At 32.4% G+C, this 14101-nt stretch carries 14 protein-coding genes; all 14 read left to right on the top strand.

Going from position 1 to position 14101, the window contains the following annotated elements; all coding sequences use genetic code 11:
* The first annotated feature begins 652 nt into the window (after positions 1 to 652).
* The 14 genes from O4O04_RS08290 to O4O04_RS08225 all read left to right on the top strand — a co-directional run bounded on the left by O4O04_RS08290 (position 653) and on the right by O4O04_RS08225 (position 13945).
* On the top strand, positions 653 to 1162 hold the full coding sequence (locus O4O04_RS08290; RefSeq protein ID WP_272535366.1) for a cupin domain-containing protein: 510 nt from the start codon (positions 653 to 655) through the stop codon (positions 1160 to 1162).
* A 355-nt stretch (positions 1163 to 1517) separates the two neighbouring features.
* Positions 1518 to 1823 carry a hypothetical protein gene (locus O4O04_RS08285; protein ID WP_272535364.1) on the top strand — a complete coding sequence of 102 codons (306 nt, stop codon included), beginning with the start codon at positions 1518 to 1520 and terminating at the stop codon, positions 1821 to 1823.
* A gap of 1702 nt (positions 1824 to 3525) precedes the next feature.
* Positions 3526 to 3729, top strand: coding sequence for a hypothetical protein (locus tag O4O04_RS08280; protein ID WP_272535362.1), 204 nt, complete (start codon positions 3526 to 3528; stop codon positions 3727 to 3729).
* 93 nt (positions 3730 to 3822) lie between these two features.
* Positions 3823 to 4149, top strand: coding sequence for a hypothetical protein (locus O4O04_RS08275; protein ID WP_272535360.1), 327 nt, complete (start codon positions 3823 to 3825; stop codon positions 4147 to 4149).
* A gap of 236 nt (positions 4150 to 4385) precedes the next feature.
* Positions 4386 to 5186 (top strand): SH3 domain-containing protein, encoded by an 801-nt coding sequence (locus tag O4O04_RS08270; RefSeq protein WP_272535359.1) that lies wholly within the window; start codon positions 4386 to 4388, stop codon positions 5184 to 5186.
* 1226 nt (positions 5187 to 6412) lie between these two features.
* Positions 6413 to 6757 carry a winged helix-turn-helix domain-containing protein gene (locus tag O4O04_RS08265; RefSeq protein ID WP_272536050.1) on the top strand — a complete coding sequence of 115 codons (345 nt, stop codon included), beginning with the start codon at positions 6413 to 6415 and terminating at the stop codon, positions 6755 to 6757.
* On the top strand, positions 6744 to 7307 hold the full coding sequence (locus O4O04_RS08260) for a hypothetical protein (RefSeq protein WP_272535235.1): 564 nt from the start codon (positions 6744 to 6746) through the stop codon (positions 7305 to 7307). The genes O4O04_RS08265 and O4O04_RS08260 overlap by 14 nt, the downstream gene beginning before the upstream one ends.
* A gap of 162 nt (positions 7308 to 7469) precedes the next feature.
* Positions 7470 to 8303, top strand: coding sequence for a hypothetical protein (locus O4O04_RS08255; protein ID WP_272535358.1), 834 nt, complete (start codon positions 7470 to 7472; stop codon positions 8301 to 8303).
* 225 nt (positions 8304 to 8528) lie between these two features.
* Complete coding sequence (locus O4O04_RS08250; protein ID WP_272535356.1) at positions 8529 to 9635, top strand: hypothetical protein; 1107 nt, start codon at positions 8529 to 8531, stop codon at positions 9633 to 9635.
* Between the two features lie 1061 nt (positions 9636 to 10696).
* Positions 10697 to 11911, top strand: coding sequence for a hypothetical protein (locus O4O04_RS08245; RefSeq protein WP_272535354.1), 1215 nt, complete (start codon positions 10697 to 10699; stop codon positions 11909 to 11911).
* Between the two features lie 360 nt (positions 11912 to 12271).
* Entirely contained in the window at positions 12272 to 12712 is a 441-nt protein-coding gene (locus tag O4O04_RS08240; RefSeq protein WP_272535353.1) for a putative toxin-antitoxin system toxin component, PIN family, read from the top strand.
* A complete protein-coding gene (locus tag O4O04_RS08235) occupies positions 12702 to 12965 on the top strand; it encodes a toxin-antitoxin system HicB family antitoxin (protein WP_272535352.1) in 264 nt (87 codons plus the stop codon). Before O4O04_RS08240 ends, O4O04_RS08235 begins: the two co-directional genes overlap by 11 nt.
* A gap of 319 nt (positions 12966 to 13284) precedes the next feature.
* Positions 13285 to 13674, top strand: a complete 390-nt coding sequence (locus O4O04_RS08230) for a type II toxin-antitoxin system RelE/ParE family toxin (RefSeq protein WP_272535246.1) — start codon at positions 13285 to 13287, stop codon at positions 13672 to 13674.
* Complete coding sequence (locus O4O04_RS08225) at positions 13628 to 13945, top strand: transcriptional regulator (RefSeq protein WP_272535245.1); 318 nt, start codon at positions 13628 to 13630, stop codon at positions 13943 to 13945. Before O4O04_RS08230 ends, O4O04_RS08225 begins: the two co-directional genes overlap by 47 nt.
* The last annotated feature ends 156 nt before the right edge of the window (positions 13946 to 14101 follow it).

The raw sequence follows: 14101 nt of genomic DNA, 5'->3' as shown, positions 1-14101 counted from the left end.
CAGTTTTGATTTTCATTATTAAAGTATTATTGTCTTCTCTAATTTGAAATTGAACAGATTGATTTAGGTTCTCAGTTTATAAAGAAAATAAAAGCTGTGAACAAAATAAGTTTGTTATTGCTTTTTCCCTTACGATTGTTGAAAAATAAATAAATAGAAAAGAATTCACGTTTAATTTTCCAACAAAGTTTTACTATTCTGATTTTCGTATCATGTATAAGCTATATGTTATACTTAATCTCCAAACGCCAATCAGCGTTTTCAAGATTGAAAAAATCAAAGATTCAGTCACGGATATGAAGTTTAAGGCATAATTTTTCATTTCAGATTGAATTTGCTCTTATTTGAATTTAAAACACAGAAAGGCGATAAAAATACTGTCGAAGAAAGTCGGCATCCTTGCCGAGAAAATGGCGGCTACAGATAACACCAACTATCCGCTGCGCCTGAAATACAGGCTCGGTCTGCGACACATAAATCCTAGTCACGATTCTTGCAAGGCAAGAATTCGTGCCAACGCTAACGTCCAGCACCATTTTAAACATTCGCATAGCTCACTAAATGGTGCTGGACTCAGCTAGGATTTACGTCGGATAGTCTGACCGTTAGCGGTCATTGATAAACTTTCAAAAATACAGAAATATTTAGAAAAATGGAAGAAATAAATAGATTCATTGATAAATCTTCAAATATTATTGCAAATAAAGGTTTAACTGAAGAAAATCTAGGATTAATTGCTTCTGACCTTCGAATTTTAGCCCTAAAAAGTAAATATTGGTTAGACAATTATAAGATGGCTAAACACAGTGAAGAATTACTTTATCCTATCATCTCTCATAGAAAATCCGGAATTGCACTTTACTTAGTGTCGGATGCTCCTGGTGTAAAAAGCCCTCCTCACAGTCATCAAACATGGGCTATCATTGCAGGTATAAGCGGTATAGAATTAAACCATTTCTATAAATTAATAGATGGAAATGAAAAAAAAGTCCAAAAAATTTCTTCAATCTTAGTTAATAGAGGGGACGTGATAGTTATGAAAAATTTTGAGATTCATTCAACAGAGGTAATTGGAAGTATTCCTAGTTTTCATTTGCATTTATATGGTCAGAATTTAGAGTTACTTCCGGAATTTTCTGAAAGAACTTTTTTAAGTTATTAATAATATTTATATCATTTCATTCATAATCCTAAAAGAATATTTTCTATTACTGAATTTTATTTTTGTATTATTCAAATGAGAAAAATCTGGTTAAAATTTATAGAAATTTAAATTAAAATTAAAATTGTGAAGAGCGAATTAATCAGTTTGATATTAAGATATTTGATACTGTTAAAACTTTCAATAATTCCTCATTGACTAAAAATAAAATATTTTAAATATCATCATAGTTGAATGGAGTCTAATCATTATTTCAATTAAAAAAATATATCCTAAGACAGAGAGAAATGCCGAAAAGTCAAAATTTATAGCAGGAATTGTTGGACCGACATTATTAGTTATGATTTTGTCTGAGATGAAACTCTGGAACCCAACGCTGTATGACACACAAATAGTTCCTCTTATCTATTTGAATGGTGTATTGTTTTTTGTAGCTGGATTGGCTATAATAAGAAGTCATAATATTTGGATTTATGGTTGGCAAACACTAATAACAATAATCGGTTACGTTATTATTATACTTGGTACCTTTCGAATGTTCTTTCCACAGCTTCAAAAAGAAGAATTTGATAACAATAGTTTTATTATGACTCTTCAAATTATTTTAGTGATTGTAGGAATATTTTTAACAATTAAAGCATATTTTTCAAGAAAGAAATGATCACTATAGCGTGTAAATTAAATTCAATAATAAACGGAATCAATTTTTATCAAAGATGATAGACAAATATTTCAGGAAATTATACGCCAAAAAGAATTTTGAAAATATATGGTATATTGATATCAACGACCGCTAACTACCCTCTTCACATTTCACCCCTGCGCCCTTTGTAGTCATGAAGAGGGCTTGGGGCAATTGTCGTGTCACTACGGTTGCTTTTCTCAACTTCGTCTCGAAGCAACCTCGTGCCAACGGTAACGTCCCCATCGCTTTTTTGGCTGGGTCCCTTCCCAACCAAGCTCCGGGGACTCACCTCTCGACAACTGCGTGAAGAGGGAGTCGTTATCTGCAACTGCCTGGAAGAGCGGACATCGTGTCCGCTCATCGATTAAAAAAGGACTAATTCAAAAGATTGTAAGACATTATTGTTTTGTTCCAAGAAAAGTCTAATTAATTTCACATAACATGAATAAAGTAATAAGATAAAGAAAGTAAATTCAAATCACCATTTGATGAGAGCGACTATTTTTGATTGAAAAAAAATTGAGTAAGTTTTTTCAAAGATTTTGTTTGAACTTGAAAACGTAAGATCTGAATGCCAATTTTTCATTGAAGTAGAACGACATTCATCTTGAGTTCTACAAATTTTTTTGATATTGATTCAAAGAAAAAGAAAGACTTTTTAAGAACATTTTCTCTGTTTATCATAGTTAATAATAGTTTTGAAAGTTTTATCAAAGCAATTTCCAGATTTACACGAACTATTTCCTATTGGTGGATTAAAAAAATTTATATTTAAATTTGTTTCTAGATTCCAGGATTTTAAAGTGAAAAATTTAGAATTCACTAATAAAGTTTTCTCATTAGTGTATGTTTTTCCGTTTCGCTCATGATTTTTGTGAAAAACATAAAAATCATCTAAGAAAAAATTCTTTTATAATCAGACGTTCTAAGTAAAAAGATCAAAGAATAAAATTTAGAATTTCATTTAAGTGAGATAAGTAATCGAAGATTTATTTTGGTTTACAAATAGAATCAGAATATGAAAGTATATTTCGTAAGTTGTCGGCATCCCTGCCTCAATGACGGCAGCAGCAGATAACAACGACCATCCGCTGCGCACTGAGTTCTTGAGGAACCCAGTGCTTGGTCTTCGACACATAGATCCTAGTCACGATTCTTGCAAAGGCAAGAATACGTGCCAACGGTAACGCCTCCTTTGGAGGCTCACCTAGGATCTACGTCGGATAGTCATACCGTTATGCGTCATATTTTTAAATGCATTTAAAATTTGTCCCACCTATAAGTTAAAATATTAAAATCAAGGAGAAAGACCGAGCAGATGGTAGAAAAAAATACTAAAGAAACCGCAGATGTTATAATTGAATTAGCAAAACAAGGATTAGATTAATTTTTTGAATGGTTAGAAAAAGATGAATAATTCAATGCAGAGGGATTTTTACGATATTTCATTGCATTGGCATCCGTTTGGGGTCATACAGCTTAAGCTGTTAACGAAATATCTGAAGAGAAGGAAGAGTTCTTAGGTCTATTGGCCGATGAATGGTTCATTCAAGCCGGCGAAGAAGATTTCTACATAAAACCAGAGATTTTAGATACTATCGGTCTCAAAAAGTAGTAAATGAAAAAGTTGATGCTAGATACTATTCATTAACTTATGATTCTAAAAGATATTTGTCGATTGGCCGATGAACTTGAAGATGAGGAAAATTTCAATTTCCAGGCAAGTTTAGTAGTATTTTGTGATAACAAGCTAAGAGAAGAGGAGGATCAATTTCTAATGGAATTCGCAAATAAACTTGAACTATCCAGAATTGATACAAAACGATTATTTCAAGAAGCTACCAATTTTTTTGCAGAATATAATGATGAGGAAGAAGAGTAAGAATTTCACTAATTAGACGTATGGTTAATTACTTCCTCGGAATAAGCAAAAAGATTCTTTTCAAAACAAAAAAAAGTCTAGATTGGTAAATTTATGAATACTTATGATCTTACAACAGATAAAGGAAAAAAAGAAGCAATCAAATTTTTGGGATCCCTTGCCTCCGTAGTATTAAATCCTTTATTAGGATTATCTTACCTTTTATTGAAGAAAGTTTTTTCACCATCTGATGAAACAGCAAAACAAGCTGAACTTGCTATTAAATTAATAAAAGCAGGAAAAGAAAACGGCGTCCAGGAGATGGAAATCAAAGTATCCCATGATGCTGGAATCAAAATAAAAAGTGAACTTCCTGATATGCCTATCACCTTAAATTTAGGTAATGGCGGAAATATGGAACTTAAGGTAAAATATAAATAAAATTTGAGGTTACTAAAAATACGACGCATAACTCCGCGTTACTGGAAACGTCTTCGCTCCTTTGTCTTGAATGAAGAGGAGCTTCAGACCCATTCGGGTGTCACTACGATTGCTTTTTTCGCTTTGCTCACCGCAATCTCGTGCCAACGCCAACGTCTCCTTTGGAGACTCGGCTATCCCGAACGGCAGCAACGCTCCTCGTTATCTGCAATTGGTGAAGAAAAAATAAAATCAACATGAAAAAAATCTCAACCTTAATCTTTTTACTAATAATAACATGCATATTTCTGGATAAATCGGTAAATAAGATCTATGATAACTTTGAAGTCCATTTTACTAACGCCGATATTTTAAATATAAGAACAAAACCTTCACTAAGTTCAAAAATTATCAATCAGATTCCATTCGGTTCTAAAATTAATACTTCTAATACAAATATAATGGAAACTTATGAAAATAAATTAAATTCGTGGCATTTCGTAAAAGAGGCAAACGGATTCGTTCTCGACTCCTTTTTACAAAAAAATGAAACGGATTTAGCAAGAAAAAAAATGATATTGAAATCATCTTATTCTTACAACCGATGCAATTTATATGGTCTTGAAATTTATAAAACGATAGAATTGTATAACAATACAGCATATTTCACTGACGAATTTATCGATTTTGATTTTGGAAAAAAAAGAATATTTCTTGGAAATTATCAAATAGAAAATGATTCAATTTTAATTAATGTAGTAGAACAGGAATTACAAAACATATCATATGCGGATGAAACATCAAATATTACTGAAAAAATAAAAACAAAAGAAAAAAAAATAAGCAATCTTAATCTTATTTGGAAAGAAAGCATAAAAGGATTTATCACAAACGATCAAGTTAAATATCTTGAATCTACGACTTACAATGTTGATATTAAAAAATGTATATTTACTTCTAAGAATTGCATAGATTACGATCCATCCAAAAAAAAATGCTCAGAAAAATATGAAAATTCAGACATTTGTGATCAAATTGGCTATTTTTGTAAAAGATAAAAAATCAACTTAGACATCACCAACAGCAGATAACTCCGCGTTACTGGAAACGTCTTCGCTCCTTTGTCTTGAGTGAAGCGGAGCTTCAGACCCATTCGGGTGTCACTTCGATTGCTTTTCTCGACTTTGTCTCGAAGCAATCTCGTGCCAACGCCAACGTCTCCCTTGGAGACTCGGCTATCCCGAACGGCAGCAACGCTCCCCGTTATTCGCAACCGCCTAGAAGAGCGGACATCGTGTCCGCTTATTGAAAATAAAAAGAAAAATTTAAAAAAGAGAAGAATACTTTCGCCGAGAAAACTAAAGATAAAGTTTGAATTTCTAAACTGGAGGAAAATTAAAAAGAAAAAAATTCAATTAGAAATTCCAAATTCAAATTGAAAGAAAAATTGAATATTCATTGAATCAATTAACTGAAAATGTTCACAATAAGATTCGATTTGACCTCGAAATTGACAGTTTAAATTGAAAAATAAAGATGAAGATGTATGTTCTACGTATCAAAAAATAATGTTGAGCGAAAATGATTAAAAAATAATGAAAGACTATTTGAATTCGTTTTAAATGTTATTCATTGCTTCTAAGAAATAGGAACGTTTTCTAAGGACAAAGGAAATTAAAGAAGTCAATTTAATGAATCATGCTTAAATACGAAGTAAATTTTGAAAAAGTATTAAAATAGTTGAAAAAAAGAATTCGAAGATTGATTACGAAGTCCTTTGATTATTGGATGTTTATTATTTCTGCGAATGTTTTAATTTTTAACAAGTCTCACAAGTTTTATGAAATAAATACTTCTAAACGGACGTTCCAGGGTGAAAGACCAAAGAATTCAAATTTCACTTAGGTAGAACGTGTAATCTAAGATTTAATTTGTTTTACAATTAGAATTAGATTATGAAGGCTTACCTCGAAAGATATCGGCATCCCTGCCTCGAAGACGGCGGCAGCGAATAACACCAACTATCCGCTGCGCCTGAAATACAGGCTTGGTCTGCGACACATAAATCCTAGTCACGATTCTTGCAAGGCAAGAATGCGTGCCAACGTTAACGTCCAGCACCATTTTAAACATTCGCATAGCTCACTAAATGGTGCTGGACTCAGCTAGGATTTACGTCGGATAGTCAGACCGTTAAGCGTAATTCCGAATGTGACTATATTTTAGTTTATATGAACTAAAATATAGTTGATTAAATTTGAGTAAAAAACACAGTAGTATTGTGATGGTTTTGGATGGAATATTTGGAAATAAGACAGCTTCGAAAGTTCTCATTCATCTTTTCCATTACAATGAATTACATGCCTCCGCCATTGCTAAAGATTATGGTGTAGCACTTACACCTATTAAAAATCAATTAGAAAGATTTGAAAAAGCTGGGGTACTAGTTTCAAAGAATATAGGAAAGTCTCGAGTCTATTCGTTTAATCCCAAATCGCCTTTCGTTAAAGGTCTCAAGTTAATTTTAGAGGTTTATTATAATTCACTTTCAATAAATGATAAAGAAATTCTGTTCTCTTCAAGGCGACGCCCAAGGGACAAAGGAAAGCCAGTTTATGGAAGAACCTAACTGGGAAAAAGTAACGGAAGAAGATCTTTGGAAATTTGTTGGTTGGCATCTTGCTAATAAAGGAATAAGTTCCGTATTAGTTGGAGGTTCCGTAGTTTCTATTTATTCTAAAGGCGCATACAGATCTGGTGATTTAGATATGGTTGAACCATTGATATCTCGCGGCAAAGAAATAAGAGAAACGATGGAAGCATTAAATTTTAAAAAATTTGGAAGGCATTATCGCCATCCAATGTGCGCTCATCTATTTGTTGAATTTGTTTCTTCGCCAGTTTCGATTGGTGATGATTATAGAATAAAACCAGATGAAATAGAAGTTGATGGAAAAATATTAAGGATACTCTCTCCAACCGATTGTGTTAAAGATCGTTTAGCATCTTTTTTCTATTTTAAATCTCGGGATTGTCTAGATCAAGCAGTGTTAGTCGCAAGCAATCAAAGGATATACTTTGATAAAGTAAAAGAATGGTGTTTAAATGAACCAGGAGCCGGAATAGAAGGTTATCTTGAATTTGAAAAAGCTCTCAAAATATTTCGGAACAACGCTTAACTTTCGCTTGCCGCATCGCCGGAATACCGGCTCGGTCTTCGACACATTCCTCTTCGTCACGCTTCTTGCAAAGGCAAGAAGTCGTTCCGACGCTAACGCCTCCTTTGGAGGCTCAGCTACGAGGAACGTCGGCAAGCTCATTCGTTATACGACATAAGCAAAATGAAAAATACACTATTTCTCTATATGGATATCCTTGGCTTTAAGGATATGATAAAAAACAAAAGTAAAATCAAGAGATTGTATAAAATTTTAGATTCTGCTTTTATCCACAAGGATAGAAACTTTAGAACAATTGTATTTTCGGATACACTTCTCGCATTTAATATATATGATGATTTAAAGAATGATAAAAAAAAAATTGAACTAATGTATTTAATTGAGTTAACACAGAATATCTTTAATAAATTTATTGGTGAAAATATATATTTTCGAGCTATTATTACCGAAGGTGAATTTATCTTTGAAAATTTAGAGCACTTTCATGCATACTATGGCAATGCTCTAATTGACACCCACAAAAATGAGAAGGAACTTAAAGGAATAGGCCTGTATTTAGACAAAAAACTAAGAATTTACAACCGTTTTTTTAGATATTTTGACATACCAGGACTGTATGATTTTATATATTTAACCAACAATTGTTGTAGACTTTTCCCTTATGAAAAAAAATTAGTGAAGAATAATTACATTGATGATAAAGGAATCTATCCATTACCAGAAATATTGATATCATCTACCAGTGCAGAATATTTACTTTATCCAGAATTTAAACATTTTAAAGATATCTTTGATCAAATTAAAAAACAAAGAAATATAGAAATTAGAAAAAAATATATTTACACTTGGGAGCTTTATAAACTGGCATATCCTGCTCTAATTGAAACTCTATGCAAATCAAAATTTAATCCAAAATCAGTTTGCAAAATAAATTGGTCGAAAGCAAAAAAACTATATAACGAAAATAAAACTGACATACTTGCTTACGACGTATAACACCAACTATCCGCTGCGCCTGAAATACAGGCTTGGTCTACGACACATAAATCCTAGTCACGATTCTTGCAAGGCAAGAATTCGTGCCAACGCTAACGTCCAGCACCATTTTAAACATTCGCATAGCTCACTAAATGGTGCTGGACTCAGCTAGGATTTACGTCGGATAGTCTGACCGTTACGCGCAACAACATAAATATCTAAAAACATAATTTAAAGGTTAACATGAAAAAAATTAAAAAAACAGATACCATTACTTTAACTTTGCAATCGCCTCCAAAAAAAATTTTAAGGGACGGGGAAGTTACAAATTATCTATCTAGGCTTATTTCTTATCATTATAAACTTGAAGTAATCAACATTGTGAAGATGCGTTTATCGGCTGGAATTGACCCAAAAAATATTATGATTCTCGGCGAATCTTTTAAGTTTGATCATTCTTATCAGAATTTAAAAAATATAAATATTTTAAATCCAAAAGTATATAGCTTACTAAACATTGGAATTCCTTATTCACTATTTCCAAATGAAGAAATTACTCGATTGAGACTCGGATACAAGCTTTTGAATAAATTATATGATCTATCTAGAGTTAATACTTTTGGTTTCAGACGAGAATGGTATTGGAAAAATTACAAAAGTTTATTAAAAGGAAATTTTAAAAATGTATCTACTTCATTTTTAAAACACAAAATACTTTCAAAGTCAACTAGTCAACAAAAAAATTTAGCTAATGATTATGTAAAAAAAATAATTAACGAATTTTCCGAAAAAGAATCTTTTTTTAGAGTAAAAAACCCAAATCAGCTTTCAAATGAAAAGAAAAAAAGCGCTATAACAGATTACAACAGATTAATTAAAAAACTTCACCGACCTGTAGTAGCTGAATTTATTCCTAAAAGCAAACAAATTATAATACTTGGCTTGGAGTTAATCAAAAAGAAAGGCGGATCAAACACTCCATTTAATTTATTACAGCTTACCCATCATAATCCTTGGTCAGCATTAATACAAGGAGCAGGAGAAGTTTTTAAATATTTTCTACAGGCAGAATCTATTCGTGTAAATAACGACTTACAAAAAGAAAGATTATCTAACGAAAAAAGGTTAGCTCTTCAAAACGATCTCAAAATAATTACCGATTGTATTGCAACATTAGATAAAATTAATTCGTCTGCCACACTTCCTCAAGGATATAAGGATAGTTTGACCGAATTAATATATATGCAATTAGAACAAACTAGTGGAGAGCTTAAAAAGAGAGCATCTCAAATAGGATCAGGTTCTGAATTGAGAGTTATCAATATTCAAAAAGTTGATTTGCTGGTATAAATGTTACTGCGCGTAACTTTCGCTTGCCGCATCGCCGGAATACCGGCTCGGTCTTCGACACATTCCTCTTCGTCACGCTTCTTGCAAAGGCAAGAAGGCCTGCCGACGCTAACGTCTCTTCGAGACTCAGCTACGAGGAACGTCGGCAAGCTCATTCGTTATTCGCAACCGCCTAGAAGAGCGGACATCGTGTCCGCTTATTGAAAATAAAAAGAAAAATTTTAAAAGAATAGATAGCTATTTCCGAGGGAAATGGTCGTGCTGTTCGAATTTCTAAAGTAGGAATTAATTTAAAAGGAGAAAATACAAAAAGAATGTCCCAAACCTATTCGAAAGAGAGATTTTATCTTCATTCAAAATACTAATTGAGAATGTTCTAACTTAAATTGAATTTGACCTCGAAATTGGTAATTTAAAATTAAAAATAAAGATGAAGTTGGATGTTAAACGTATCTAAAAGTAATTTTATACGAAAGTGATTCAAAGAAAATGAAAGACTTTTTGAATTCGTTTTACATGTTATTCATTGCTTCAATGAAATAGGAAAGCTGGTTTTGAAAAATGCAAGTTAAGAAAAGGAAGATTTTGGTATCACATTTAACCACGAAGTAAATTTTTAAAAAGAAAAATCCGAAGATCGCCAACAAAGTTCATTGAATAGTGGATGTATTTTATTTCCGAGAAGGTTTGAATTTTTAAAAAGTTTCACTTATTTTCCACAATTTAAGTTTCCAAACGGACGTTCCAAGTTGAAAGACCAAAGAATTCAAATATCACCTAGGCAGTCTGTGTAATCTGAGATTTAAATTGATATTCAAAGAGAATCTGATTATTAGACTTTATCTTGAAAGTTATCGGCATCCCTGCCTCGAAGACGGCGGCAGCGAATAACACCAACTATCCGCTGCGCCTGAAATACAGGCTTGGTCTACGACACATAAATCCTAGTCACGATTCTTGCAAGGCAAGAATTCGTGCCAACGCTACCGCCTCTTTGAGGCTCAGCTAGGATTTACGTCGGATAGTCAGACCGTTATTCGTCATGCTAAAGAAAAACAACAATGTTTGATTCAGTTTCAATTATAAATAATATAGTCAGTAATTTTATCTATGCATTGATAGTTTTTCTATGTACTAGTGCATATTATTTTTATCTGAAAAGAGTAAATAATGAATCAGTGAAGGATTTTGATGGAAAAAGAGGCATAAAGCTTAAAGTTCCATCAGAGCCTCTTTTGAATAAGTATTCTTCGGTAAGTTTTACATTATCCGATATCGAACGGTCAAGGTTAAACTCGTTTACTTCCTCATTTGTTAAAACTCAAGATCCTTTAGTATTTGAAGGCAATCGAACCGTAACTATCATAGATCATATTAAAAATGAAACAAAACAATTAGAAATAAATAGATTAGAAATAAAAGCTAAATTACCTGGGGATCGATACTTCTCTTTGAATATCGATAAGAAACAATATTTTGATTTATATCCTCGTTTCTCATTTGTTGAATTAAATAAGCTAGACAAATATTTAATTTTTGAAAATAATAAGCAGTTATTTCCTCTTAAAATAAAAATTATTTGGTATTATGAGTCGAAAGATTTTAGCTTATCAGTTAATTTTGATTCAGTAAATTTATTTTCGATTGAAGATTGTATCAAAGCTAATGAATTTCTTCTCGCTTTCTATCAAGGAAATATATTTGAATTAAAAGAAAAAAATAATTCGTTTAGTATTCCGCTAAATTTACAAGAAGGGAGAAAATTAAATGAAGAGCTTTTTGAAAATAATAAAAAATTCATAGAAGAAAATTTAGAATCATTTGAAATTATTAGAAATCTTAAAAATAATTTTCTATCAAATTTACATGCTTTTCGGCCTTCTCTAAATGAGAATGATATTTTTTATTCAAAGCGTTTAGAAAATTATTTTCTAAACAATGGTATAAAACATCGAAAGTTTCAATTCAATGTATATATAGATAGGAAAAATATTTTAATGTTTATTAAGGAATATTTTTTTAAAATTTATATTGGCGATGTTAATTTAATATTTAAAGAAGAGATAAACCAAATACCTTTTTTATCAGGAAAAATACATTTGGAAAACCAAAGTATATTTTCATCGAAAAATTCGATCAATAATAGATTTTCATTACTAATATCAATTTTACTATTCTTTCCTTTTATGAAACAATTCAAAATTGAGATTGTTTCTAACGTTAATTCAATTATATTAGAGAAATATGATAAAATTAAATTTGTTGTCAACGATTAAGGCACGACGAATAACTCCGCGTGCTCGGAGACGTCCTCGCTCCTTTGATTTGAGTGAAGAGGAGCTTCGAACCCATTCGGGTGTCACTGCGATTGCTCCTTCGCTTTGCTCAAGCAATCTCGTGCCAACGCCAACGTCTCCTTTGGAGACTCGGCTACCCCGAACGGCGAGCACGCTCCCCGTTATTCGAAATGCCTAATTCCATTCGATGAATACAATTTTTGGATTTCATGATTAAAAAATAACAAATTCAATATTTATGATAATGGCTGTTTAAATCCAAAGTAAAGAGCTAAAATAAGGTTCGGAGAATTGAAATAATCAACTTGACAGTGATGCTATATATGACATCATGCTATTGTGAGGGTAATATTAGATACGAATGTTCTATACCAAGCGCTCCGTTCTTCCAAAGGTGCTTCGAGAGCAATTTTAAATTTGATTATAGATCAGAAAGTGCAAATTTCGATTTCGACTCCAGTCTTTAAAGAATATGAAGAAGTTTTAAATAGAAAAGCTACTTTGGAGGATATGAAAGCCGAAATTGAAGATATCAATAAGTTACTATCATTCATCGCATATGTCGGGAAAGAACAATCGATATACTTCAATTTTCGTCCCAATCTGAGAGATGAAGATGATAATCAATTCATTGAGCTGGCACTAAGTTCCAACTCAGATTATTTGATTACGAGCAACATAAATGATTTTATTATAGGAAATGAGTTAAAGTTTCAAGATTTAAAAATTGTAACTCCGACAAAGTTCATGGAAATATGGAGAAGGAATTATGAAAGCTAAAGCGAGTTTACTAACCTTAAGAATACCATCAGAGTTAAAGCACAAAATTGAAAGATTGGCTGATGAACAAGGAGTTTCAATAAATCAGCTGGCTTTGTATGCCTTTACAAAGGAGGTGAAAGAGTTAGAAACTCGATCATACTTTGAACAATATTACAAAGGAAAAAGTAAAAAAGAAATATTTAGTGGAGTTAAAGAAGTTTTGAATAAGCTAAATCATGAAGGTGATATTCCTGAATGGGACAGGCTATAAAAATAAGGCACTTCGAATAACTTTCGCTTGCCGCATCGCCGGAATACCGGCTCGGTCTTCGACACATTCCTCTTCGTCACGCTTCTTGCAAAAGCAAGAAGACGTGCCGACGCTAACGTCCAGCACCATTTTAAACGTTCGCGAAGCTCACTAAATGGTGCTGGACTCAGCTACGAGGAACGTCGGCAAGCTCATTCGTTATTCGAAATGTGAATAAATCATACTTGAATGACATTTGTAAACTTAAATTGTCACTTTAAATTATTATTCAACTGTTTAAATAATTGACAGCGTATCGCTATTCCGTTACACTGGAAGAGTGAAAGAGATTGTCGCCTATAAAGGTGAGAAATTTACAATAGAATGGTATTTTGATGAAAAAGAGAAATCAGATGTTTTACATTATTTCAATGGATTAACAGAACCGCTTCAGATTAAAACTTTAGCTTTGTTCAAGCGTTTTGCTGAAGTTGGCGAGATAAAGGATCGGACAAAATTCAATTTTGAAGGGGACGCATTATATGCTTTCAAACCGTTTCCACACAGATTTCTTTGTTTCTTTGTAAAAGGTAAGAAAGTAATTATTACGAATGCATTTCTAAAAAAGACAGATAAATTACCAAAGAATGAAAAAGAGCGAGCGCTAAAAAGGAGGGAAGATTATGAAAAAAGAATTAAAAAAGGAACTTACTACAAAGACAACGTTTGATCGTCTGATGACAAAACGTTCAATTAAGGAAAAATTTGATAAAGAATACGAAGCTTTAACATTGTCTGAAACAATTATCAATTTGATGGAATCAGAAAAAGTTTCAGTTCGGGAATTATCCAAATTAGCTAAAGTATCAAGCACCGTAATTCAAGAAATAAGAAGTGGTAAGCAGGACAACCCAACGTTGTTAGTTTTATCAAGATTAGTTCATACACTTGGAGCAGAGATAGTAATCAAGAAAGGTAAAAAAACTCTTGCAAGTGTTTAAATCACACTTCGAATAACTTTCGCTTGCCGCAGCGCCGGAATACCGGCTTGGTCTGCGACACATAGAACCTAGTCACGATTCTTGCAGGAGCAAGAATACGTGCCAACGGTACCGCCTCCTCAGGAGGCTCACCTAGGATCTACGTCGGCAAGCTCA

Source organism: Leptospira sp. GIMC2001 (genome assembly GCF_028462125.1).
Lineage (GTDB): Bacteria > Spirochaetota > Leptospiria > Leptospirales > Leptospiraceae.
Note: the sequence above shows the minus strand (reverse complement) of the source record. Positions and strands in the feature narration are given on the sequence as shown.

What these genes read in the sequence shown, in the direction of transcription:
- O4O04_RS08235 (WP_272535352.1), top strand. Translation starts at nt 12,702, where the DNA reads ATGAAAGCTAAAGCGAGTTTACTAACCTTAAGAATACCATCAGAGTTA.
- O4O04_RS08285 (WP_272535364.1), top strand. Translation starts at nt 1,518, where the DNA reads ATGAAACTCTGGAACCCAACGCTGTATGACACACAAATAGTTCCTCTT.
- O4O04_RS08250 (WP_272535356.1), top strand. Translation starts at nt 8,529, where the DNA reads ATGAAAAAAATTAAAAAAACAGATACCATTACTTTAACTTTGCAATCG.
- O4O04_RS08265 (WP_272536050.1), top strand. Translation starts at nt 6,413, where the DNA reads ATGGTTTTGGATGGAATATTTGGAAATAAGACAGCTTCGAAAGTTCTC.
- O4O04_RS08245 (WP_272535354.1), top strand. Translation starts at nt 10,697, where the DNA reads ATGTTTGATTCAGTTTCAATTATAAATAATATAGTCAGTAATTTTATC.
- O4O04_RS08255 (WP_272535358.1), top strand. Translation starts at nt 7,470, where the DNA reads ATGAAAAATACACTATTTCTCTATATGGATATCCTTGGCTTTAAGGAT.
- O4O04_RS08270 (WP_272535359.1), top strand. Translation starts at nt 4,386, where the DNA reads ATGAAAAAAATCTCAACCTTAATCTTTTTACTAATAATAACATGCATA.
- O4O04_RS08225 (WP_272535245.1), top strand. Translation starts at nt 13,628, where the DNA reads ATGAAAAAAGAATTAAAAAAGGAACTTACTACAAAGACAACGTTTGAT.
- O4O04_RS08275 (WP_272535360.1), top strand. Translation starts at nt 3,823, where the DNA reads ATGAATACTTATGATCTTACAACAGATAAAGGAAAAAAAGAAGCAATC.
- O4O04_RS08260 (WP_272535235.1), top strand. Translation starts at nt 6,744, where the DNA reads ATGGAAGAACCTAACTGGGAAAAAGTAACGGAAGAAGATCTTTGGAAA.
- O4O04_RS08290 (WP_272535366.1), top strand. Translation starts at nt 653, where the DNA reads ATGGAAGAAATAAATAGATTCATTGATAAATCTTCAAATATTATTGCA.